At 48.4% G+C, this 23,991-nt stretch carries 23 protein-coding genes; 13 read left to right on the top strand and 10 right to left on the bottom strand.

The window, feature by feature from the left end:
- From dnaA to gyrB, 4 genes are all read left to right on the top strand, one after another.
- Positions 1–1,371, top strand: a complete 1,371-nt coding sequence (gene dnaA / locus ICL80_RS00005; protein ID WP_228073679.1) for a chromosomal replication initiator protein DnaA — start codon at positions 1–3, stop codon at positions 1,369–1,371.
- A 274-nt stretch (positions 1,372–1,645) separates the two neighbouring features.
- Positions 1,646–2,761 (top strand): DNA polymerase III subunit beta, encoded by a 1,116-nt coding sequence (gene dnaN / locus ICL80_RS00010; protein WP_194214105.1) that lies wholly within the window; start codon positions 1,646–1,648, stop codon positions 2,759–2,761.
- 93 nt (positions 2,762–2,854) lie between these two features.
- Positions 2,855–4,021, top strand: coding sequence for a DNA replication/repair protein RecF (recF, locus tag ICL80_RS00015; RefSeq protein ID WP_194214106.1), 1,167 nt, complete (start codon positions 2,855–2,857; stop codon positions 4,019–4,021).
- Positions 4,022–4,049: 28 nt separating this feature from the next.
- Positions 4,050–6,482 (top strand): DNA topoisomerase (ATP-hydrolyzing) subunit B, encoded by a 2,433-nt coding sequence (gene gyrB, locus ICL80_RS00020; RefSeq protein ID WP_194215700.1) that lies wholly within the window; start codon positions 4,050–4,052, stop codon positions 6,480–6,482.
- A 120-nt stretch (positions 6,483–6,602) separates the two neighbouring features.
- On the opposite strand, the gene ICL80_RS00025 is transcribed toward gyrB, so the two are convergent.
- The 4 genes from ICL80_RS00025 to ICL80_RS00040 form a co-directional block, all read right to left on the bottom strand.
- On the bottom strand, positions 6,603–7,577 hold the full coding sequence (locus ICL80_RS00025; RefSeq protein ID WP_194214107.1) for an Hsp33 family molecular chaperone HslO: 975 nt from the start codon (positions 7,575–7,577) through the stop codon (positions 6,603–6,605).
- Positions 7,577–8,518 (bottom strand): ornithine carbamoyltransferase, encoded by a 942-nt coding sequence (gene argF / locus ICL80_RS00030; protein WP_194214108.1) that lies wholly within the window; start codon positions 8,516–8,518, stop codon positions 7,577–7,579. The genes ICL80_RS00025 and argF overlap by 1 nt, the downstream gene beginning before the upstream one ends.
- A 29-nt stretch (positions 8,519–8,547) precedes the next feature.
- Positions 8,548–9,732 (bottom strand): aspartate aminotransferase family protein, encoded by a 1,185-nt coding sequence (locus ICL80_RS00035; RefSeq protein WP_194214109.1) that lies wholly within the window; start codon positions 9,730–9,732, stop codon positions 8,548–8,550.
- A gap of 182 nt (positions 9,733–9,914) precedes the next feature.
- Positions 9,915–10,739, bottom strand: a complete 825-nt coding sequence (locus tag ICL80_RS00040) for an ABC transporter permease (protein ID WP_228073681.1) — start codon at positions 10,737–10,739, stop codon at positions 9,915–9,917.
- Positions 10,740–10,882: 143 nt separating this feature from the next.
- Between ICL80_RS00040 and ICL80_RS00045 the strand changes: the two genes are divergently transcribed.
- Entirely contained in the window at positions 10,883–11,299 is a 417-nt protein-coding gene (locus ICL80_RS00045) for a GcrA family cell cycle regulator (RefSeq protein WP_194214110.1), read from the top strand.
- A 121-nt stretch (positions 11,300–11,420) separates the two neighbouring features.
- Entirely contained in the window at positions 11,421–11,888 is a 468-nt protein-coding gene (locus ICL80_RS00050; protein WP_194214111.1) for a c-type cytochrome, read from the top strand.
- Between the two features lie 54 nt (positions 11,889–11,942).
- On the opposite strand, the gene ICL80_RS00055 is transcribed toward ICL80_RS00050, so the two are convergent.
- Genes ICL80_RS00055 through ICL80_RS00065 form a run of 3 tightly spaced genes read right to left on the bottom strand, consistent with a single transcriptional unit; the run spans position 11,943 to position 14,459 of the window.
- Entirely contained in the window at positions 11,943–12,593 is a 651-nt protein-coding gene (locus ICL80_RS00055; RefSeq protein WP_194214112.1) for a cytochrome b/b6 domain-containing protein, read from the bottom strand.
- Between the two features lie 10 nt (positions 12,594–12,603).
- Positions 12,604–13,581: an alpha-ketoacid dehydrogenase subunit beta gene (locus ICL80_RS00060; RefSeq protein WP_194214113.1), complete on the bottom strand. Its 978-nt coding sequence runs from the start codon at positions 13,579–13,581 to the stop codon at positions 12,604–12,606.
- Positions 13,578–14,459 carry a thiamine pyrophosphate-dependent dehydrogenase E1 component subunit alpha gene (locus ICL80_RS00065; RefSeq protein WP_194214114.1) on the bottom strand — a complete coding sequence of 294 codons (882 nt, stop codon included), beginning with the start codon at positions 14,457–14,459 and terminating at the stop codon, positions 13,578–13,580. The genes ICL80_RS00060 and ICL80_RS00065 overlap by 4 nt, the downstream gene beginning before the upstream one ends.
- 201 nt (positions 14,460–14,660) lie before the next feature.
- On the opposite strand from ICL80_RS00065, the gene ICL80_RS00070 reads away from it, so the two are divergent.
- Genes ICL80_RS00070 through ICL80_RS00100 form a run of 7 tightly spaced genes read left to right on the top strand, consistent with a single transcriptional unit; the run spans position 14,661 to position 20,864 of the window.
- On the top strand, positions 14,661–15,119 hold the full coding sequence (locus ICL80_RS00070; RefSeq protein ID WP_228073682.1) for an SUF system Fe-S cluster assembly regulator: 459 nt from the start codon (positions 14,661–14,663) through the stop codon (positions 15,117–15,119).
- Between the two features lie 41 nt (positions 15,120–15,160).
- Positions 15,161–16,630, top strand: a complete 1,470-nt coding sequence (gene sufB / locus ICL80_RS00075) for a Fe-S cluster assembly protein SufB (RefSeq protein WP_194214115.1) — start codon at positions 15,161–15,163, stop codon at positions 16,628–16,630.
- A gap of 16 nt (positions 16,631–16,646) precedes the next feature.
- Positions 16,647–17,384: a Fe-S cluster assembly ATPase SufC gene (gene sufC / locus ICL80_RS00080; protein WP_194214116.1), complete on the top strand. Its 738-nt coding sequence runs from the start codon at positions 16,647–16,649 to the stop codon at positions 17,382–17,384.
- Positions 17,385–17,439: 55 nt separating this feature from the next.
- Positions 17,440–18,741 (top strand): Fe-S cluster assembly protein SufD, encoded by a 1,302-nt coding sequence (sufD, locus tag ICL80_RS00085; protein WP_194214117.1) that lies wholly within the window; start codon positions 17,440–17,442, stop codon positions 18,739–18,741.
- A 7-nt stretch (positions 18,742–18,748) separates the two neighbouring features.
- Complete coding sequence (locus tag ICL80_RS00090; RefSeq protein WP_228073690.1) at positions 18,749–20,005, top strand: cysteine desulfurase; 1,257 nt, start codon at positions 18,749–18,751, stop codon at positions 20,003–20,005.
- Complete coding sequence (locus tag ICL80_RS00095) at positions 20,002–20,517, top strand: SUF system Fe-S cluster assembly protein (RefSeq protein ID WP_194214118.1); 516 nt, start codon at positions 20,002–20,004, stop codon at positions 20,515–20,517. The genes ICL80_RS00090 and ICL80_RS00095 overlap by 4 nt, the downstream gene beginning before the upstream one ends.
- A gap of 17 nt (positions 20,518–20,534) precedes the next feature.
- The gene (locus tag ICL80_RS00100) at positions 20,535–20,864 is read left to right on the top strand and encodes a HesB/IscA family protein (protein WP_194214119.1); all 330 of its coding nucleotides are present in this window, start codon (positions 20,535–20,537) and stop codon (positions 20,862–20,864) included.
- 3 nt (positions 20,865–20,867) lie between these two features.
- Here the strand turns inward: ICL80_RS00100 and ICL80_RS00105 are convergent, their stop codons facing one another.
- From ICL80_RS00105 to ICL80_RS00115, 3 genes are all read right to left on the bottom strand, one after another.
- Positions 20,868–21,623: a sulfotransferase domain-containing protein gene (locus tag ICL80_RS00105; RefSeq protein WP_194214120.1), complete on the bottom strand. Its 756-nt coding sequence runs from the start codon at positions 21,621–21,623 to the stop codon at positions 20,868–20,870.
- A 9-nt stretch (positions 21,624–21,632) separates the two neighbouring features.
- Entirely contained in the window at positions 21,633–22,628 is a 996-nt protein-coding gene (gene trhO / locus ICL80_RS00110) for an oxygen-dependent tRNA uridine(34) hydroxylase TrhO (protein WP_194214121.1), read from the bottom strand.
- A gap of 177 nt (positions 22,629–22,805) precedes the next feature.
- Entirely contained in the window at positions 22,806–23,888 is a 1,083-nt protein-coding gene (locus ICL80_RS00115) for an alginate lyase family protein (RefSeq protein ID WP_194214122.1), read from the bottom strand.
- Positions 23,889–23,991: the final 103 nt, after the last annotated feature.

Here is a 23,991-nt window from a genome sequence, read left to right on the forward strand (position 1 = left end):
GTGGCCGCGAACATCAGCTCTGATGCATCTGTTACTTCCTGGACAAAAGTATGCGACCGTTTCAAACGCGAATTTGGTGATGATGCCTACCAGACATGGATGCGTCAACTGGCCTACAACGGCATTGATTCAGGAACCGTTGAATTATCGGCACCGACGAAATTTGTCCGCGACTGGATTCAGCGGCATTATGCTGTACGTATTCAGGACTTTTTTACATCAGAAGATCCAAAAGTTAAAAATCTTGCCATACGCTTGTCTGTTCGCCGCGAGATCAAACGGCCCGAAAAAGAATCAGAAGAATATGACGTGCCTGCACGGGTGGCTGTCAGCAGCCCTCCTGATGAAGGCGGTGCTCTCGACCCTAAATATACGTTTGATACGTTTGTTGTCGGTAAATCGAACGAGCTTGCCTATGCCGCAGCAAAACGAATTGCCGAATCCAGCGAAGTTACATTCAACCCTTTGTTCCTGCACGGCGGCGTTGGGCTTGGTAAAACCCACCTTATGCATGCCATAGCGTGGGAAATGCGGAAAAACTTTCCGCGTAAACGGGTTGCTTATATATCGGCAGAAAAATTCATGTTTGAATTTATTGCAGCGCTTCGATTTAAAGATACCCATGCCTTCAAGCAAAAGTTTCGCACTCTTGACCTTTTAATGGTGGATGATGTGCAGTTCATTGCAAACAAGGAAAGCACGCAGGAAGAGTTCTTCCACACATTCAATGCCCTTGTTGACAACAGGTGTCAGGTTATTATCACAGCTGATAGGTCGCCAACCGATCTGGAAGGCATACAGGAACGTATTATATCCCGCTTGGGCTGGGGCCTTGTGGCAGATATACATCCCACAGACTACGAACTGCGCCTTGGCATCTTGCAGTCAAAAGCGGAACAAACGGCAAATGTTATCGTGCCCGCTGAAGTGCTGGAGTTTTTGGCACGCAGGATAACATCGAACGTGCGTGAACTGGAAGGTGCCCTAAACCGTGTAGTCGCCTATGCCACGCTTGTTGGTCGGCCTATTACAATGGATATGACACGGGATGTACTGCAAGATCTGATCCGCGCTAATGACCGCAAGCTTACAATTGATGAAATACAACGCGCTGTTGCCGATTATTTTAATCTTCGGCTTTCAGAGATGCTCTCGCAGCGTAGAGCGCGCAATATTGCCCGCCCGCGTCAAGTTGCCATGTATCTTGCAAAACAGCTAACATCACGCAGTTTACCGGAAATTGGCCGCAGGTTTGGTGGCCGTGACCATACAACCGTGATGCACGCCGTGAGAAAAGTGGAAGATTTGCGCCGGGATGATAGCGCCCTAGACGAAGATATCACCCGTCTTTCACGCCTTCTTGAAGCGTAAAAGACAGCAATATTAGAAGGTGTTAAAAGTTTTATATGCGACTCGGCAGAAACACTAAGCTTAAAAGCCAGAAAAAAAACAGTTTTTCTGGCTTTTTTCCTTTTGGTTTTGGCTTGAACTGGCTATTGTCACAACTAATGAAATCGCGCACTGACCAAAGGGGGAATTTACCCGCATTTCAGGATGTATTGGGGAGGAATTCATACACCTGAAAAGCTTGTGTCAGCGGCACTCAAACCATTAGGTAACGCAGTCAGACAAGAAGAAATTATCCATGAAAGTTACGATCGAACGGAACAGCCTTCTCAAAACACTGGGACACGTGCAATCAGTTGTTGAGCGCAGGAATACAATTCCTATCCTGTCTAACGTCATGATCGAGGCTGAAGGCGACACAGTTGCCATGACAGCAACCGATCTTGATATTGCAATCATTGAAAAAACAGCGGCAACCATTTCTGTGCCCGGCTCCACAACTGTGCCTGCGCACACCCTGTTTGATATTGCCCGTAAACTACCGGATGGATCAGAAGTGGAATTGTCACTGGAAGACAATGACCGCCTCGTTGTCAAAGCCGGAAGATCACGGTTTACCCTTGCTTGTCTCGACAAGGAAGATTTCCCTGTTATGAATCAGGGGGACCTGCCTCACAGGTTCACACTGGCAGCTGAGGAATTGAAGCGCCTGATTGATAAGGCTCGCTTTGCAATTTCTACCGAAGAAACACGCTATTATCTGAATGGTATTTATTTACACGTTGCCAGTTCAGAAAATGGCAACGTGTTGCGGGCAGTTGCAACTGATGGTCATAGGCTGGCACAAGTAGAGCAAGATGTGCCTGAAGGCGCCGTCGGCATGCCAGGCATTATTGTGCCGCGCAAAACGGTAGCAGAAATCCGGAAACTGATTGATGAAGTAGACGGTGATGTCAATATTGCTCTGTCTGATACCAAAATACGGTTCAGTTTTGCAGGCGCCATTATCACATCCAAGCTCATTGACGGTACATTCCCTGACTACAGCCGGGTTATTCCGCAAGGCAACGACAAAATGCTGGAAATGGACTGTAAGATCCTGTCCGAATCTGTTGACCGTGTTTCCACAATTAGCTCTGACAAAACCCGGTCTGTGAAGCTTTCGCTTAGTGATGGCACACTCACTCTGTCTGTAAACAGCCCGGATAGCGGCACTGCAACAGAAGAGCTGGCCGTTGCTTACACTGCTGACGCGCTAGAGATTGGCTTCAACAGCCGGTACTTGATGGATATTTTAGCGCAGGTGGAAGGCGAAAGTGTACAGATTATGCTTGCTGACCCATCAGCACCAACCGTTGTAAAAGATGTTATGGACGAAGCTGCCCTTTATGTTTTGATGCCAATGCGCGTCTAAACATAAAAAGGGGCACCGTTCAGCACAGAATGAAAAGGGGTTTTAAAGCCGGCACCAAAGCCAGCGGTTACAAACAGGGCAAGGGTTTATGAGATGATCAACATAAAGCCCTCTGCCCAAACTTTTGTATCGAAGCTCACATTGACCGACTTCCGGTGTTATGACCGAGTAACCCTTCCTCTATCCTGTGATCATACGCTTGTTGTGCTAACAGGCCCAAATGGGGCCGGAAAAACAAATTTGCTGGAAGCTATCAGCTATCTGGCACCGGGTCGAGGTCTGAGACGCGCTGCGCTTTCAGATGTTGCCCGTAAAAATGGGGCAGGAACATGGGCTGTAGCTGCAGACCTGCTAGTTGGTACTGAAACCGTGAAAGCCGGTACTGGCGTAATGGAACCGGGCGATACAACAACATCAAAGCGGGTTGTACGTCTGGATGGAAAAACAATACAGAACAGCAATACCTTCGGGGAACGCTGGTCTGTAAGCTGGTTAACACCGCAGATGGACAGGCTTTTCATTGAGGGGCCATCCTCGAGGCGGCGCTTTCTGGATAGAATGGTTCTGGGCCTATTCCCTGACCATAGCCGGCAAGTGGGTGCATATGAGCGTGTTATGCGGGAGCGCAACAAGCTTTTGGCACAGGATGGACGAAATGCTGACAGTGTATGGCTTGGTGCACTGGAAGCAAGAATGGCAGAGCACGGTACAGCGATTGCTGTGGCTAGGCTGGAGTTTGCAGGACAATTGGCCGGGCAACTGGCTACTGAAAAGAAAGGACCATTTCCAAAAGCAGAGCTGGCAATTGATGGCTGGATCGAGGGTATGTTAGCCGAAGGGGCTGCTGCTGTTGAAGTAGAAGTTATCTTCAGAAACCATCTTGCCAAAACTCGAGGAACAGACTTGGGCGGCAGAACAAGCGGCGGTGTACACAAAACAGACCTTGTTGTAACCCACGCCCCCAAAGGCCTAACCGCTGATCTGTGCTCAACCGGTGAACAAAAAGCCCTGTTAGTAGCTCTTGTTCTTGCCAATGCCCGGTTACAAACAGCTCTCAGAGGGCAAGCTCCTCTAATGCTTATGGATGAAGTTGCAGCGCATCTGGACGCCGAAAGGCGACAAGCGCTTTTTGAAACACTTGCTGAACTGGGGAGCCAGTGCTGGTTAACTGGAACAGATATAGGCCTTTTTAATGGCCTGTCTGGTAAAGCAGAATTTTTTAATGTGTCAGACGGCGTGATCCAGCAGGCTGACAAATGACTGAACGGATCATGGAATGAGTGAGAATATGAACGAACAAGAAGCTTCTGTTGCAGAAAACGAATATGGTGCAGATTCAATCAAGGTTCTAAAAGGACTTGATGCTGTTAGAAAACGGCCCGGCATGTATATTGGTGACACAGAAGATGGTTCCGGTCTTCACCACATGGTATTCGAGGTCTCTGATAATGCGATCGACGAAGCCCTAGCCGGTCACTGTGACCTTGTAACAATGACCTTAAACCCTGATGGTAGCTGTACAGTTACCGATAATGGCCGTGGTATCCCTGTTGATATCCACGAAGAAGAAGGGGTTTCAGCCGCACAGGTTATCATGACCCAACTGCATGCTGGCGGTAAGTTTGACCAAAACAGCTACAAGGTTTCCGGCGGCCTGCACGGTGTGGGTGTATCTGTGGTGAATGCCCTCTCTGATTGGCTCGAGCTCAGAATTTGGCGCCGCGGGAAAGAGCATTTTATGCGCTTTGAAAAAGGGGTCCCTGTAGAAGACCTCGTCGTTGTAGGGGATGCAAATGGGCGGAAAGGGACTGAAGTTACATTCCTGCCATCCCTTGATACATTCCAGTTTGTTGAATTCGACTTTGACAAGCTTATCCACCGGTACCGCGAACTAGCCTTTTTGAACTCTGGTGTTCACATCAGATTGAAAGACAATCGACACGCTGATGTTCAGGATGTTGATCTATACTATGAGGGCGGTATTACCGAATTTGTAAAATATCTGGACCGTAATAAAAGCAGCCAAATTGGTGCCCCTATTACCATTACCGGTGAAAAAGACGGCATAACAACAGAGATTTCGCTACAGTGGAACGATAGTTACCATGAAAATGTACTCTGTTTCACAAACAATATCCCACAGCGCGACGGTGGTACACACCTTGCTGCCTTTAGGGCGTCGCTTACTCGCACCATCAATGCCTATGTAAACGACACGGGACTTGCCAAAAAATCAAAAGTGGCCCTTTCTGGCGATGATTCTCGCGAAGGCCTGACGGCAGTTTTATCGGTTAAAGTACCTGACCCAAAATTTTCGAGCCAGACCAAAGACAAACTGGTGTCCTCTGAAGTTCGGCCAGCGATTGAAAGCCTAGTGAATGAAAAACTGGGGGAATGGCTCGGCGAACATCCATCAGAAGCACGCGCTGTTATCCAAAAAATTATTGATGCCGCTTCTGCACGTGAAGCTGCTAGAAAGGCCCGCGAACTTACCCGCCGTAAAGGGGTGCTTGATATAGCTTCACTGCCGGGCAAACTTGCAGATTGTCAAGAACGCGATGCAGCAAAAGCTGAAATATTCATCGTGGAAGGTGATTCTGCGGGCGGTTCTGCAAAGCAGGGTCGTAATCGTAAAAATCAGGCCATTCTGCCACTACGCGGTAAAATTTTGAACGTAGAACGCGCCCGGTTTGATCGCATGCTCGGTAGCCAAGAAATTGGCACGCTGATTACAGCCCTTGGCACTGGTATTGGCCGCGAAGACTTTAATATTGAAAAGCTTCGGTACCATAAAATCGTTATTATGACCGATGCCGACGTTGACGGCGCCCACATTCGTACCTTGCTGCTCACATTCTTCTACCGGCAAATGCCAGAGCTGATTGAACGAGGCTATCTCTATATTGCCCAGCCACCGCTCTATAAAGTTGGTCGTGGCAAGTCTGAGGTCTACCTCAAAGACGACAAAGCCCTGACAGACTATCTGCTCAGCAACGGTAGTTCTGATGTCGTTATAACTGATGCAACTGGTGCACAACATGCGGGCGACGCCATAAAACATTTAGCGGAAAGCGCACGTGGCATCCAAAACCAGATTAACAGCATTCCACCGCGATATGACCGTACACTTGTGGAAACACTCGCCCTGTATGGCGGCATGGATGTAAAACTGTGTGATGACGATGATGCGCGCCGTGCTGTAGGGCAAGAAGTGGCACAACGCCTCAATACTGTTGCACTAACAGAAGATGGTTCGGGCTGGACTTGCGATATCACCGAAGATGGCGGCTATAGTTTTGCACAGGAAGTACGCGGTGTTATTGATATGCACAGGATGGACGCACACCTGATGGAAAGTCAGGAAGCAAGAAATCTGCATAAACTCATGTCAGAAATTCAAAGCTTGTTTGCGGGGCCTGTTACAATTTCCCGTAAAGAGGAAGCAACCAAAGCCAGCACCCCAACAGAAATGCTGACAATGCTCCTTGCTTTCGGCAGGAAAGGCCTTTCAACCCAGCGCTATAAGGGTCTTGGCGAAATGAATCCTGATCAACTTTGGGAAACGACACTCGATCCATCTGCACGCTCCCTTCTAAGAGTGAAAATATCCCAAGCAGATACCGCCGACGAAATATTCTCGAAACTTATGGGTGATGTGGTGGAAGAGCGCAGAAACTTCATTCAGGACAACGCACTGAATGTTGCAAACCTAGACGTTTAACCTGCCAGAACACCTTTACAGATAAAAAGAGCGGCCCTAAAATTGGTCGCTCTTTTTTTATATCGGTTTCTGGTCAAGCCAACAGACAAGAAACCTGCCACCCGAACGGTAGAGGCCCTGCTATATGCTTTTGACTTCTTTCGGGGTGAACTTATAGGTGCTATTACAGAACTGGCAATTTACATCGATTGTGCCTTCATCTGTGAGCATATCTGACAGGTCTTCGTCCTTAAAGCTTTTCAACACACCCTGCAGCCGTTCACGTGAACAGCGACATTCATGCATCATATGGGCAGGCTCAAAAACCCTCACACCGTCTTCATGATACAAACGGAATAAAAGTTGGTCGAGATCCATCTGCGGGTCAAGAAGCTCTTCGGTTTTAACGCTACTCATCAGAATGGAAGCCCGGTCCCATTGTTCCTGCGTTTCACGGTCTAAAATACGCTCGCGCCCCGTTTCACCGCGCGCCAGATGCTGCACCATAATACCGCCTGCGCGCCAGTGATTTGTGACCGGGTCACGACCACAAGACAATCGAATCTCTGTTGGTGTCTGTTCACTATTCAGAAAGTAATTGCGCCCAACCTCTGAAAGGCTAACACCGTTTAATTCAACAATACCCTGATAACGCTCCATATCATCGCCTTGGTCAATAGTGAGAGCCAAGTACCCCGATTTTGAGCCAATCAAGCCATTGAAGCTCGGGTTTTTACCATATGTTGAAAGTTTTTGTTCATCAATTTCGGCATAGCCGCGCAGCTTGCCTATACCATCTGCACCGCGCATATAATCTGCTACCATCATTGGGACTGCGCCGCTCGATTTTGTTTGCAGGGTAACAATACCATCAAACTTCATCATAGAGCCAAGCATGCCCGTGAGAACGAGCATTTCACCAAGAATAATAGCAACAGGATCAGGATAGTTATGCGCTTTTAGAATTTGCTCTGCGACTGTACCCAGCCGGAGCGCACGCCCCCGAACATCTGCCGTATCGGTCGCTCCTTCAATCTGAAATGGACGCACTTCATTATCGCGGCTATCAATAGGGTCGCTGATAACAATCGGCGCATCTGGGGTATTCATCACCATTATATTTTACCCAGGCACCAGGCAATGATCGCCTTTTGAACATGAAGCCGGTTTTCAGCCTCATCAAATATAACTGACTGAGGACCATCAATAATATCTGCCGTTACCTCTTCGCCCCTGTGCGCGGGAAGGCAGTGCAGAAATATAGCATTTTTAGCGGCTTTCGACATAATGCCCGCATTAACCTGATAAGGTTCCAAGTCTTTCATACGAGCATCAATATTTTTATCGCCCATTGAAACCCATGTATCAGTAATCACAACCTCTGCACCAACAGAAGCGGCTTCTGGGTCTGTCGTGAGTGTAATATCACCGCTATTATCTTTTGCCCACTTCATTACTTTTTTTGACGGCGTGTATCCATCTGGGCAAGCAAGCATCAAGGGGAAATCAAATTTTACGGCAGCTTCAATAAGCGAATTAGCAACATTGTTACCATCACCGTACCATGCCATTTTCCGACCAGCGAGGCTGCCTAAATGTTCTTCAATTGTAAGTAGATCAGCCATAAGCTGACAAGGGTGCGACTTGTTCGTAAGCGCATTGATAACCGGCACAGTGCCTTCTGTTGCCAATTCAACAAGGGCATCGTGCGACTTTGCCCTGATCATGATGGCATCAACATATCGGCTCATGACCTTAGCAGTATCGGCAACCGTTTCACCGCGCCCAAGCTGCATGTTATTGCCCTGCATAACAATGCTTGTACCACCAAGTTGCTGCATCGCCATCTGGAAACTAATGCGCGTACGTGTTGATGACTTTTCAAAAATCATGGCAAGCGCATGGCCTGAAAGCGGTGCAGCAGGGTCTACTTGACCCTTTGCCAAACCACGACGCGCCTGTTTCCATTTTTTAGCTGTATCCAAAATATGGCGCAGCAAATCTGCGGGAATATCTTTAAGATCAATAAAATGGCTATTTACAGACACGTCGCTCATAACACTAACTCTTTAAAATGTGAGTATGCCTACTCTGCTTTCTTTTCATATTCCGCAAAGGCAGCATCATATTTTTCCATTGCTTCATCAATATGACTTTCCTCGATAATAAGTGGTGGTAGCATACGCACCACATTATCGCCAGCCACAGCGGGCAACATGCCGCGACTAATCATATCAACCACAATATCACGGGTTGGGATAGAGGGAACCTGAATGCCCGCCATAAGACCCTTGCCGCGTACTTCTGTAATCAAACCGCTATAGCGCTGCTGCAAGGCGGCAAGGCGACCATGTAACATTTCGCCCATTTCCACCACACGGTCAAGAAAACCGGGGGCCAACATTACGTCTAACACAGCATTACCGATAGCCATGGCAAGAGGGTTACCCCCATATGTTGTGCCATGTGTGCCAACGGTCATACCTGAAGCCGCGTCTTCTGTTGCGAGGCATGCACCAAGCGGGAAGCCGCCGCCAATACCCTTAGCAACAGACATAATGTCTGGCTTCGCGCCTGACCATTCATGGGCAAAAAGTTTACCCGTGCGCCCCATACCACACTGAATTTCATCAAATACCAGCAGAATGCCGTTATCATCACAGATCTTGCGAAGTTCCTGCATGGCCGCATCGGAAAGCGAACGAATACCGCCCTCCCCTTGTACTGGCTCTACCATAATACCGCCAGTTTCCGGGCCTATTGCAGCCTTCACTGCCTCAATGTCACCAAAAGGCACAACATCAAATCCATCAGGTAATGGCTCAAAACCTTTTGTAAGCTTTTCCTGGCCAGATGCTGCGATCCCTGCAAGCGTGCGGCCATGGAAAGCAGACGCCATTGTGATCAAACGATACTTGCCTTTATTGCCTTTATCATAGTGATACTTACGCACCATCTTGATCGCACATTCAATGGCTTCTGCACCAGAGTTCGTGAAAAAGACAGTATCTGCAAAGCTGGCATCCACCAGACGCTGCGCCAGTTTATCTCCAAGAGGGATACGGTATGTATTTGCCGTGTGCCAAAGCTTCTGACCCTGATCTATAAGTGCTTTAACAAGCACTGGGTGAGAATGGCCAAGGCACATAACGCCAATGCCTGAATAAAAATCCAGGTATTTTTTACCGTCTGTATCATACAGATACATGCCCTCACCGCGCTCAAATGCCACTGGCATACGTGCATATGTTGGCATAAGTGATGTAATCACAGTTTATCTCCCTCAGGGTATAAAGTTAGCTTTTTAGAACCTAAAAAAACAGCAAACCGGCATACTCATGTATACCGGCTGTCAGGACGGGCAGAATGCCTTTCACCTTGAGGGAAGTCAATGCACACAAAGGGTATTTTTTAGCAAAATTCGGCCAATTTTTAACGAATTAGCCGCCAAATTCACGCTTTTAGCCTGTAGCCTGTTTTAAATGCACGATATACCCACAGCAAAAGTCCTATATTGAGAACCATTGTATACACAACACCTGTTAAAATATCACTGTCTGCGCGGTCTATAAAGCCGTACCTGAACCCATCAATCATGTAGAAAAACGGGTTCACTTTTGAGAAAATCTGCCAGCCATCATGCAGTCGCTCAATAGAATAGAACGTGCCCGACAGTAAACTCAAAGGTGCTACAACAAAATTGGTAACCGAAGCCGAATGATCAAACTTTTCCGCCCAAAGGCCTGTCAGTACACCAATAAGCGACAGCATGGCACTGGCTGCAAAGGCAAAATAAAGAATAGGCCAAAAATGATAAATATGCATCTCAACGCCCGGCATTAAGAAAAAAGCAACACCGACAGAGACACCAACAAGCATACCCCGGCAAATACCGCCCATAACATAGCCGATTGTCAGTTCCAGTGCAGAAAGCGGTGGCATTAAGGTATCAACAATATTTCCCTGCACCTTTGCTATCAAAATTGAAGAGCTGGTATTGGCAAACGCATTCTGCAAAATAGCCATAACAACAAGACCCGGGGCCAGAAACTGCGCATATGGAATGTTGGCAATAACCCGGCCATCACCCCCCAAAGCGAGTGTGAAAATAATCATAAAAAGGATGGTTGTTACAGCCGGGGCTGCAAGGGTTTGCGACCAAACTTTCAAGAATCGGCGCGACTCACGGGAAAAAAGAGTCCACACACCAAGCCAGTTTACAGCCCCGATCGTGCGTGAACCTTGGGCAGGATATGCGTTTTTTGCGTCAATCAGCACGAATTTTCTCCTTTTTTACACTCTATCTATACATATGACTGCATATGGGGCCTTGGCAAGAGGGGTAAGAGGGGGATATAAGCAACATTAACTCGCTTGGCGGGATACTTATTTTTAGCCATCACTTATATAAAGGGATAGAAATGGCCTGGACGGAAGACCGAATCGATCAGCTGAAAAAACTTTGGGACAATGGCCTGAGCGCAAGTCAGATTGCCAAAGAGCTGGGTGAAGGTGTCACCCGCAACGCTGTTATTGGTAAAGCACACCGACTTGGCCTGAAGTCTCGGCCCTCCCCTGTTAAGACAGACGGCGAAAAGAAAAAGGTAGCCCCGAAAAAAATTGCCAAAAAATCTGGCAAGAAATTTGTCACGTTGCTGGACCTAACCGACCGTATGTGCAAATGGCCTTCTGGGCACCCTGGTGACGCTGATTTTCAGTTTTGCGGTAAAGCATCTGAGCCTGGCATGCCTTACTGTGCAGGCCACTGCGCTGAAGCTTATCAGGCACAGCCCCCGCGCCGTGATCGCCGCCAACTGCAACGGCAGCCTATCCTTTAAACCACAAAACATTTTTGTGGTCACGAAAATGCTATCACAATAACCTTGTATATTGTGTGCCCCTGAATAGAGTATAGTTATTCGGGAATAATAAACTGTCACCTACGGGTTGGAGAAAAACATGCATTTACGGAAACTTGTTGGTATTGCTGGCATAACGGCACTTGTTGCTGGCTCGCTTTCAGGCACAGCCTTTGGGCACGGCGACAAAGAGCGTTTTGAAGAATCACAGTACCGCCATGACCTAATGGAACATGCGAACTATGCAATCAGCAATATTGTGCAGCTTATAAAAGGCAAAGCGAGCCACGATGGGCACCTTGAAAAGCTTGCTGATATTATGGCGCTTTCCGCATCCATGACCAAAGACGCTTTCGAAAAAGACACCCGCGGCATGGAAGGCCATACCAGCGCGAAAGATGCTGTTTGGGAAAACTGGGAAGATTTTGCAGAACGTGCTGACAAATATACAGCTGATACAGCCGCTTTTGCCGAGGCCGCCAAATCTGGTGATCAGGAAGCGACAATGGCTGCCTTTAAAAAAGCTGCCAGCAACTGCAAATCCTGCCACGATAAATATCAGGATTAATTCGATACCATAAGCATGTAGCGAAAGGCCCCACTTAGCGGGCCTTTTTTTATGCTAAACACCCCAAATAACCTGATAGCAAACTGCCCCTATTAACATGAGCAAAACTGCCGCCAGTAAGGGTGATCTCATACGGGGCTTTTCGCTAACTCCGTCACTGGGGGCATTGCCTGTAATCATAGGCAATACAAGGTTAACCCGCTTTGCTACCGCATAAAAAGCCACCGCAGCTATATGCAGCCCAACCAGCACAAACAGGCTATAGCCAGTAATTTCATGTATCTCTGTTATAAGGGCGGCATCAGAGCCTGCCAGCCCGGTTAGCGGGCCATCAAAAAACATATCGTCTGTTGCAAATAGCCCAAGAACTGCCTGAACAAGCAGCAGTAAAAGCATAGCAATAACCGAATAACCCCCAAGTGGGTTATGGCCTTTATGCTCATAAGGCTTTGCAGATTTTATATAAGCAATTGCCGCACGCGGTGACGTCAGAAAAGTTTTAAAAAGCGACATCTCGCTGCCAACAAAACCCCAAACAATACGCCAAATAACTAGTACCAAAACCGTAAAACCCGACCATGTATGGATGGTAGCAAAGTCGCCGTATTTATCCTGAAATGCAGAATAGGCGGAAAGGCCAAATGCCACCACAAGAAGCCAGTGGAAAAGACGTGTTCCTATATCCCATATTTTAATTTTATTCATGGTTTCCCTGTTATTTTCCATTGCCCATCAATTTTAAAGCCGCTTTTACAATATCTGCCTGCCCCGGCAGCCAAGCCTGTTCAAGCTTCTGTGCATAAGGCACAGGTGTATGTAGTGGCACCAATTTCACAGGCGCTGCTTTCAGCACAGCAAAGCACTGTGCCACCACACCCGCAATAACACTGTCCGCAAAGCCCCCAAATGCAGCGCCTTCATCCACCACCAGAAGGTGGCCCGTCTTGCACACGCTACGGCACACTGTGCCATAATCAACCGGCATAACCGAACGTGCATCAATCACTTCAGCCTGAATACCGTAGCCCTCAAGCGCCTTAGCTGCCTTCAGGCATTCATGCACCATCGCCGATACCGCAACCAATGTTATACTGTCGCCTTGCCGCCTGCAAACTGCCTCCGCCAAGGGTACCTCCACCAAATTTTCGCTAACAGCGCCGGTCATGTCGTACAGCCCTTTATGCTCCAGCATAATAACCGGCTCTGGGCCTTTGATCGCTGTTTTCAGCATACCTGCGGCATCAGCGGGGGTTGAAGGGCACAGAACAACAAGCCCTGGCAGTTGGGCAAAAAGACCATGTAGTGACTGGCTGTGCATAGCTCCAGACCCATCTCCCGCGCCCATGGTGGTGCGTATAACAAGGGGTATCTCAACCCTGCCCCCAGATAAAAAACGCATTTTGGATATCTGGTTCATAAGCTGATCAAAACACACGCCCATAAAATCGCAGAACATAATTTCTACAATGGGCTTCAGGCCTGTCATCGAAGCACCAAGCGCCATGCCGAGAAACGCGGTTTCTGAAATAGGGGTGTTAAGAACGCGGTTTTCACCAAACGCTTCTACTAGGCCCGAGGTAACACCAAAAACCCCAACCCCAACATCCTCGCCAATTACAATAACCCTGTCATCTTCAGCCATAAGCTGGTGGTGGGCCGCATTCAAGGCCTGACGAATTGTCATCTCTGTCATGCTGCTGCCCCCGGGCTTTTTAAAGCTTCTGTCATAACAGTGCTCGCTTTGTGAACTGCCTCTGTGTGGATCGCTGTAACCTTGTCTGCTGCCAGCATACGCCCAAGGAGCTCTAAAGGGTCTCCCCCTGCGGCCCCTGCCTCTTGACCCACACTGTGATAATGACCAGTAAGGCGCGGCACACTGGCTTCAATAAAGGCCGGGTGGCCAGCACGCACATAAGCAACCAGTTTTTTTGCAATCTTCAGACACGCGGCTCCGTCATACCCATCCATCTTTTCCGCCCGAAGCCCAAAGCTAGCCGCACGGGCACACAAGTCTGCCCCGCCCGAGGCATACTCGCTACTGGTTGTTTGCCCGATGCCATTATTTTCTAGCACAAAAAGCACGGGCAATTTTAGCGCAACGGCCATATTTAGTGTTTCGAGAACCGCTCCCTGATTGGCGGCCCCATCGCCAAAAAAACTAACAGCTATGCCGCCAGTGCCCCGCACTTTAGCGCTAAGCGCAGCCCCCAGAGCAATCGGCACCTGCGCGCCGACAATACCGGTACTGCATAAAAAGCCACTTTCTGGCGCAATTAAATGCTGGGTACCGCCCCGCCCACCAGAAAGGCCTCTGGCACGGCCCAGTATTTCAGCCGCAACGGCTATAGGGTCCGCCCCCATCGCAAGCGCCAAGCCGTGGCTACGATGTGATCCGGTAACCTGATCTTTTGCACTATCCAGAAACTGGCATATGCTGGTTTCCACCAATTCTGCCCCACAGCAAAGGTGTACCAGCCCCGGGCAAAGGCCGGCATCAGAGGCGGCAGCGATTCTCTCTTCAAAAGCGCGTATAAACGCAGCTTGGTGGTATAAATTTTCTAAATCAGCCATCGGTACATGCTTTTCAATCAACTCGTTACCCCGTCTTAATAGGTGAAACTGGCTTAAACCAATATAAAATGCTATAAATTATCTAATAAATACGTCATAAGGCTCCGCATTGCGGTTGACTCTCTTGTATCAGTTACCATATTAAACATGACTAATTTGGTCAGGTTTATGAAATTGCTCGTTTCGAAAGGGTATTGAACAGTGTTGAGGTTAACAAAACTTGCTGATTACGGTGTGATCCTGATGTGCGAAATGTCACATTCAGTAACGCGCCTTAATGCGCAGGACTTAGCAGGCAGCACCGGCATTCCCCTGCCGACGGTTTCAAAAATACTGAACCTCCTTAGCCGCAGTCACTTACTCCAATCACACCGTGGCCTAAAGGGTGGGTTTTCGCTGGCACGAAGCGCAGATGATATTTCTGTTGCAGAAATTATCGAAGCCATTGACGGCCCCATTGCCTTAACGCTGTGCAGTGAAGGAACAAGCTGCGACTGTGGATTTGATGAAATATGTTCTCTTAGGCCACGATGGCAGGTTATTAACAGCGCCGTTAAAGGTGCTCTCCACGACGTTAGCCTTACAAAAATAGCGGAACCCGCTTTTGGTGGGCATGTCATGCAGCAACTTGCTATTCCAAAAGGCGTGCAGCCCGCTTAAGTGATCACACCCGGTAATGTATGAGTAAAGGAGCCATTAAAATGGCCGCAACAACAGAAACCAAACAGCAAATTGAAGAAATGTCCGGCAAATATAAGTACGGCTTTTTCACCGATGTTGCTATGGATATGGCACCAAAAGGCTTGTCAGAAGATGTTGTGCGCTTCATCTCCGCCAAAAAAGAAGAGCCAGAATGGATGCTGGAATGGCGACTGAAAGCTTACCGGGCATGGCTAAAAATGGAAGAGCCTGACTGGGCGCGGGTCAGCTACCCTAAAATTGATTATAACGATATTTATTATTATGCGGCCCCCAAGAGCCAAAACAAACCTAAAAGCCTTGATGAAGTAGACCCTGAGCTACTGTCTATGTACGAGAAGCTTGGCATTCCGCTGCGCGAGCAGGCTGTTCTAGCGGGTGTTGAAGGCGCGCCGCGTGTGGCCGTTGACGCAGTTTTTGACAGTGTGTCTGTTGCCACTACTTTCCGGAAAGAGCTGACCAAGGCTGGCGTCATCTTCATGTCTATTTCCGAAGCTGTGCGCGAGTACCCCGACCTTGTGAAGAAATACCTGGGTACAGTTGTGCCACAGCGCGATAATTATTTTGCGGCGCTAAACTGTGCGGTCTTTTCTGATGGTACCTTTGTCTACATACCAAAAGGTGTGCGTTGCCCAATGGAACTGTCCACCTATTTCAGGATAAACGCTGAAAACACAGGACAGTTTGAACGCACCCTGATTGTGGCTGACGAAGGATCGTATGTTTCGTACCTTGAGGGCTGTACCGCGCCCATGCGCGACGAAAACCAGCTTCATGCCGCAGTGGTAGAGCTTGTTGCACTGGATGATGCCGAAATTAAATATTCCACCGTTCAAAATTGGTATCCCGGTGATAAAAACGGTAAAGGCGGCATTTATAATTTTGTGACCAAACGGGCGCTGTGCAAAGGCAAAAACTCTAAAGTAAGCTGGACACAGGTTGAAACCGGCTCTGCGGTTACATGGAAATACCCAAGCTGCGTTTTGGCAGGCGATGGCTCTGTCGGCGAATTTTACTCTGTCGCTGTTACCAATAACTACCAGCAGGCCGATACTGGCACAAAGATGATCCACCAAGGTAAAAACACACGTTCTACCATTATATCAAAAGGGATCTCTGCCGGAAAATCACACAACACCTACCGGGGCCTTGTGAAAGTGCTGCCGGGGGCTGACGGTGTAAGAAATTATACCCAGTGTGATAGCTTGCTCGTGTCATCTGAATGCGGGGCGCATACTGTCCCTTATATTGAAGTGAAAAACCCCTCTGCCCAAATCGAGCATGAAGCGACAACATCCAAAATTTCGGATGATCAATTGTTTTATTGCCGTGCCCGCGGGCTAGGTGAAGAAGAAGCCGTTGCCATGATTGTGAACGGTTTCTGTAAAGAAGTTATGCAACATCTACCTATGGAATTTGCCGTAGAAGCACAGAAGCTTCTTGGTATCTCCCTTGAAGGCAGCGTTGGTTGATCGGATCATAAAAATTATGCTTACTATTAAAGACCTACACGTAAATATTGACGAAAAAGAAATTCTGAAAGGCCTGAACCTTGAGGTAAAGGCAGGCGAAGTACATGCCATTATGGGCCTGAACGGTGCCGGAAAATCAACACTCGCCAGTACAATTGCCGGACGCGGTGATTATACCGTCACCAAAGGTACAATCGAATTTATGGGTAAAGACCTGCTAGAGCTTGAACCCCATGAACGGGTTGGTGAAGGCCTGTTTCTAGGCTTCCAGTATCCAGTAGAAATACCCGGCGTTTCAAACCTGAACTTCCTGCGGACCGCGCTGAACAGCGTGCGTAAATACCGCGGCGAGGAAGATGTTTCAGCCGCAGACTTCATGAAGCTTGTGCGCGAAAAAGCAGCCGCCCTCAAGATGAACCCTGACATGCTCAAACGATTTGTGAATGTTGGCTTTTCTGGCGGCGAAAAAAAACGCAATGAAATGGTTCAAATGGCCATTCTCGACCCCAAACTCGCGCTTCTTGATGAGACAGACTCAGGGCTGGATATTGATGCCCTTAAAACGGTAGCCGAAGGTATTAATGCACAGCGCCGCGATGATACCGCTGTTGTTTTAATTACACACTATCAGCGCTTGTTAAATTACGTTCAGCCCGATGTTGTCCATGTCATGCTTGACGGCAAGATCGTAAAATCTGGTGGCAAGGAACTGGCCGCAGAACTTGAAGAAAAAGGCTATGCAGAGGTTGCGTAACTGCGCAGCCTTTACTGTAAAGACATATATTTAAGTCAAGGAAGAAAGAGACACTGTGGATCAGCATATTATAGAAGGCTACAAAACACAGCTAGACAGCTTGCTCGGCACTGTTCCTGGCACAGACCCTCTGCGCCTAAGCGCTATGAAAGAGTTTGCAGACAAGGCCTTTCCCACAGCGAAAACTGAAAACTGGCGCTATAGTGATATTCGCAGCCTTAACAAAGACCTTTATGCTCTTGCACAGCCTGCACCAGAGACACCAGACCTGCCCGACGCGCTGAGCGAAGTGGCAGCGCGCTTTGTTTTTGTCAATGGTCGTTACGATGAAACCCTAAGCGACCTCGGTGACCTTTGGCAGGCTATGCCCATTCGGTCCCTTAGTAACCATTTTATGTCAAACCCTGACCGTGCTGGCGAGCTTGTGCGCGGCATAGACAGTGTATCACTTTTAAATACTGCGCTTCTGCGCGACGGGATGGTATTTTCTATCCCTACCGGGGTGGAAATAGACGACCCCATAGAAATTATCCATATCATGACAGGTACTGATAAATCTGCCGGTCATGTTCGCCATGTAGTGGAACTCGGCGAGCAAGCTTCTGCAACCATTGTAGAACATTTTATTGGCACAGACGCACATTACTGGACCAACAGCCTGCTGCAAGCACGGGTAAATGAAGGTGCGAAGCTACGTCACATTCACCTTCAGGAAGAAGGCAAAAACGCTATCCACACAGCCAAGGCGTTTGTTTACCTCGGCGCGGAAGCCGACTATCAGGGCACCAGTATTGCCCTTGGCGGTAAAACTTCGCGCTTTGAAGTGCACGCCCGCATTCTGGCTGACGGTGCTCATGCAGCTATCAACGGCGTTGCCCTTGCAGCCACCGGCCAAAGCCACGATATGCTGACACAAGTCGAGCATACAGTGCCAAATGCAACGAGCGACCAGGTTTTCCGTACTGTTGCCGACAGTCAGGGCAAAACGTCTTTTCAAGGCAAAATAATCGTTGCTAAAGATGCCCAAAAAACAGAAGCAAACCAAAGCTTTAAAGCACTGGTGTTTGATAAAACAGCAGAAGCAAATGCCAAACCAGAGCTTGAAATTTTAGCCGATGATGTCAAGTGCAGCCACGGTGCAACCGTTGGCCAACTGGATGAAAAAGCTATTTTCTATCTAACATCGCGCGGGATTGACCCGGTAACAGCACGCCAAATGCTGGTTGAGGCCTTTACAACTGATGCCTTAACCACTGTGGGCAATGCCGACATTGAAGCCGCCCTAATGGCACGGATTACAGGCTGGATGTCGGCTAGGGCCGATAAAGCAAGCCTGAAAGCGGCGGCAGATAAATAGAACCAGAATGACTGATCAGATGAATGAAATACCAACGATAATTGCACCTCTGGATGTTCCGGCCATACGGCGGGAATTCCCTATACTGTCAAAAACAGTATACGGAAAACCCTTAACATTTCTTGATTCAGCCGCCAGCGCCCAAAAACCACGCAGTGTTATTGAGGCTGAAACAGCCCTTTATGAGGGGTACTATGCCAATATTCACCGGGGCGTGTACAAATTCAGCCAAGACGCTACCGAAGCTTACGAACAAACCCGCGAAACAGTGCGCCAGTTCATTGGCGCTGAAAAAGCCAAAGAATGTATTTTTGTGCGCGGTGCAACAGAAGGTATTAATCTTGTCGCCCAAACATGGGGCCGGCAAAACCTGAAAGCTGGCGATGAAATACTGCTAACCTATCTTGAGCACCACTCAAACATCGTACCGTGGCAGATGATCGCAGAAGAAAAAGGCGCAGCGGTAAAAGCCGTGCCAATTCACGACGATGGCTCCCTTGATATGGATGCCTACAAGGCCATGCTAACAGACAAAGTTAAGCTTGTAGCTTTTGCTCATATCTCGAACAGTATTGGCACACTGCTACCCGCAAAAGACATGATCCGCCTCGCGCACAGCGCTGGCGCACTTGCCCTTGTTGATGGCTGTCAGGCCGCGCCGCACCTGAAAATTGATGTGCGCGATCTGGACGCAGATTTTTACGTTTTCTCTGCCCACAAGGCTTACGGCCCAACCGGTGTTGGTGTGCTCTACGGCAAAGAAAAGCTCCTCGATGCCATGCCCCCGTGGCAGGGTGGCGGCGATATGATCGAAACGGTCACCTTCGAGAAAACGACCTATAATGACCTGCCGCACAAGTTTGAAGCGGGCACGCCGAATATAGCGGGCGGTATTGCCATGAAACCAGCGCTGGATTTTATCACAGCCCTCGGCCATGACCGTATTGCCGCCCATGAAGCCATGCTGCTTGCTTATGCCACCCAAAAACTGGGGGCGATCAACAGCCTGCGCCTCATTGGTACTGCACCTGAAAAAGGGGCGCTTGTGAGCTTCGTGATGGAACATGCACACCCGCATGATATTGGCACCATTTTAGACAGACAGGGTATTGCAATTCGGGCGGGGCACCACTGCGCCCAACCAGTGATGGACCGGTTTAGCATTCCTGGAACAGCACGCGCCAGTTTTGGCGTCTATAATGATACAGCAGATATTGACCGTCTGGCCGACGGCCTTAAAAAAGTAATGGACATCTTTGGATGATAGAGAACAAAGACAAACGCGACGTATTGGATGTTACAGCTTCAAGCAGTGACATTCCAGACCAGAACAAGCCTAAAAAAGCGGACCGGCCAACGGTCAGCCCGCAAGAAGGCGGTTATTTTTTGAACAAGTTTTTGGACCAAAAAGAAACAGAATCAAAAGATACTTCCACAGCACAGGCAACACCCACCAGCCCACCAGCGAGCAAAGAAGAGCTGGAAGCCAATATTGTTGCTGCCCTGCAGGAAATTTATGATCCGGAAATTCCGGTTAATATATATGAGCTCGGCCTTATTTACGGCATAGAGATTGCTGATGATTATTCTGTTAAAGTCATCATGACCCTCACGACGCCGCACTGCCCGGTTGCTGAATCAATGCCTGGTGATGTGGAACTGAAAGTAAACAGTGTTGCAGGTGTAACAAGTGTTGAAGTGTCCCTTGTGTGGGAACCCGCATGGGACATGGCCAAAATGTCAGATGAAGCACGGCTCGAATTGGGCCTCTTGTAAGATAAGGAGTGATACATATGAAATCCGTTATCGCCATTACAGACAAGGCCGCTGATCACATCCGCGAGCTTCTGGCGAAAAAAGAAACCGCCCTTGGCATCAAGCTTGGAACAGAAAAGCATGGCTGCTCTGGCCTTGGCTATACAGTTGACTATGTTGAAGAACCACAAGATGACCTTGAACTGGTAGAAGACAAGGGTGTGAAGGTTTATGTAGACAGGAAGTCTCTTTTGTTCTTACTCGGCACTGAAATGGACTGGGAAGACAGTATGTTTTCAACCGGTTTTAAGTTCAGCAATCCGAATGAAAAAGGCCGCTGTGGCTGCGGCGAAAGCTTCCACGTATAACGGTTATGCACGCGCCCAGTGTGATATATCCAGCCCGGTTAGCCGGGCTGTTTTTTTTGTATCATCCCGGTACAAACCAGCCAGATACGCTTTATCTTCCTCACTAATCGAACCAAGGTTCTGCCGCTTTTGCGTGGGCAGGATAATTTTATTTTCCGGGTATGTTTGGTAAGCAGGCACATGAAGGAAGTCTGTTATTGTATTAAGCACATCTTTCAAGTTGTTTTTTATGTGGCTGTTTTCAAGAAAAAGTAGGTTTTCCCGTGGGAAAAGCTCAAGAAGCCGCTCTATTTGGGCACTATAAAAACCACGTTCAACATAACTATAAACCCTGTGTGCCCCTGCAAGAGACCTCTCATCTCCCGTAACACGGCTTCGGCCTTTTCTAATCGCAGCCCTGAACTTTAGGTTTTCATACCCGCGGGAAACTTCCATTTCCCAGTGCGAATAGGCGCGAGCAACCGGATCACGCAGGCACACGATAAGCTTCATATCAGGGTTATAGGCATGAATACGGGCAAGCGAGGGTGGCCAATATGTATATATGGGTGTTGCTTCCCCAGATATCTGGCCCGGCTTTTCACTAAAAAAACGGTGATATTCGCGGTAATCGGGCTGCTGCCAGTTAATCTGTTCATTATCAAAGAAATGCACTTCTTTACGAGAAGGCAAACTAAGATATGCGTGCTGGCGCAGAAAACGATCAAGCGCGGTAGTGCCTGCCTTTTGAACCCCAGCGATCAGGAATTGTACACGCATGTCTGGCTATTATGCTTTCTTTTCCGTTACGGCGCGGTCTGCTTCGCGCTTTGCGGCCTTAACCGCCTGCACAGAAGCCCGCACTTTTTCCATATCAATACCAATATGGTCTTCCCCGCGCAGACGTGCCAGCTCTATCTGTTTTTGGCGCTCCGCAGCAGCCGCTTTTTTATCCTCAGAAAGGCTATCGTAACAGCGCGGACAGCTAATACCCTTTTCATATTTTGGAGATTGTTTATCTTCTTCGGTAATAGGCCAGCGGCATCCAAAACACTGGTCATACTGGCCTTCTGCAAGCCCGTGTTTCACAGAGACACGGCTATCAAAAACAAAACATTCGCCTTCCCACAAGCTTTCTTCAGCGGGTACGTCTTCCAGATACTTTAAAATACCGCCTTCAAGATGGTACACTTCATCGTACCCTAGCGACTTCATATAGGCTGTTGATTTTTCGCACCGAATACCGCCCGTACAAAACATTGCCACTTTTTTCTTTGATCGCAACATATTCGAATTACGTTTTTCCCATTCAGGAAACTCGCGGAAGGTTGTTGTTTTAGGGTCAAGCGCGCCTTTGAAGGTACCAATTTCCACTTCATAGTCATTACGTGTATCAACCAGCACCACATCAGGGTCTGATATCAGGTTGTTCCAGTCTTCTGGCTTCACATAGGTACCAACAATTGCCGTTGGATCTGTGTCTGGCACACCCATTGTTACAATTTCATTTTTAAGCCGCACCTTCATGCGCAGAAACGGCATTTCAGTAGCCCAGCTTTCCTTATGATTCAGGTCTGTAAACCGGTCCATAGCGCGCAGATAAGCAAGTACGGCCCGCACACCAGCTTCTGGCCCAGCGATCGTGCCATTAATGCCTTCTTCCGCCAACAGGAGCGTGCCTTTTATGCCATTTTCATCACAAACATGCTGGATAGGATCCTGTATATCGCTAAAGTCTGGCTGGCGAACAAATTTATAAAGGGCAGCCACCAAAAAGTCGGTCATGATTATGCTTTCGTCAACGTACATCGTAAGGCGCATCTCATACGCTGATCACAGGAAAATTTCAAGAAAACTCAGGTTTTCCCTATTTTCCAACAGCGGATATATGTAGCCATCATCTGTTATACGGCTAGTACCCCAAATATAAATTGATATTGGTCAACCCCGTATTAAACCGCGTCACGCATCCAGCACTACTTGCCAAAATGGAGGAATCCCTGTGTAGGGGTGAAAGCAAACCGGTGGTTTAGCTAGCAAAGCGCTTTGAAGTGTATCTTTTGCCCATAAGGCACCTGTTTTCTGTTCTATGTGCACCATGATTGGACGCAGGCGTGCAGGTACAAAACCCTCGGCTTTAGCCCCTTCTATATCCCCCTCTAGCATGCCCCAAAGACTAAGCGAGGCTTTCTCGATCAAGCCATTGTCCCACAATGAGATGCCCACCGCATCCAGCAGTTCAGCCAGCAAAAGCCAAGATTGCAGGGTATAGGCACAGTAATGAAATTTATGGGGCCTTTTTAGTTCGTGTGGCTGTGTACCATCAGGCAGTATCTGCAGCGGCAAGCGCTTTTTTGCCCGCGCAGCCACCGCAGCAAGGCACTTTTTATCGCCCGTAAAAAGCGCAAGAGCACCGGCTAATAGGTCATAATTGGTACCATGATTATTGTGTGCCTGTCTCTCTCGCCGCGCGTTAGGGTGTGTCATAAGCCAACCAAGGAATTGGCTGCACCAGCCTTTAAGACCCTCAAACTCCGCTGCGTCCAGAAAGCCTTTCGCGGCAAGATAAACAAAAAAATCTGGTAAGAGTGCAAGGTCCCTTGCTTCAATAATGCCCTGCGGCGCGCCGTTATTATCATCATGGCCCGGCCTAACCTGCGCAAAATTCATATGGGGATTCATGGCTGTTTCTGGCCGTAAAAACCAGTGCCGGATCAGGTCAGACGCATGGACAAGCATATCCTGCCGCACATGTCTCATGCCACATAAAGTGAGGGAAATAACGGATTCGACCATACGCTGCATGGATGTTTTATCGCAGGCTTCAGAGGCTTCCCGGTAAAGTTCCGTAACTGGGTTGCGCTCACAGTCACGCCTTACATACGGCAGGCCGTCGCTTGTATCAGGGTTTGGCCACCAATAAGCCCCTAAGCTATAATAATCCTGCATGTCACCACTGGGGGCACAGCCTGTTTTATCGCACACTGAATAGGGCCCGGCGTTAAGATCAACCTCTGCTATAGACAATAAGGTACCATCCAGCAAGGTATCAGACCCTTTATAAAAAGGGTAAAATACCGTCTCCCTTTGCAGGCGCGGCCGCACCGCAAGCGACGAAAAAATATGACCTACACTATCATAAACACCC

The sequence above is a fragment of the Kordiimonas pumila genome, from assembly GCF_015240255.1.
Classification (GTDB): domain Bacteria; phylum Pseudomonadota; class Alphaproteobacteria; order Sphingomonadales; family Kordiimonadaceae; genus Kordiimonas; species Kordiimonas pumila.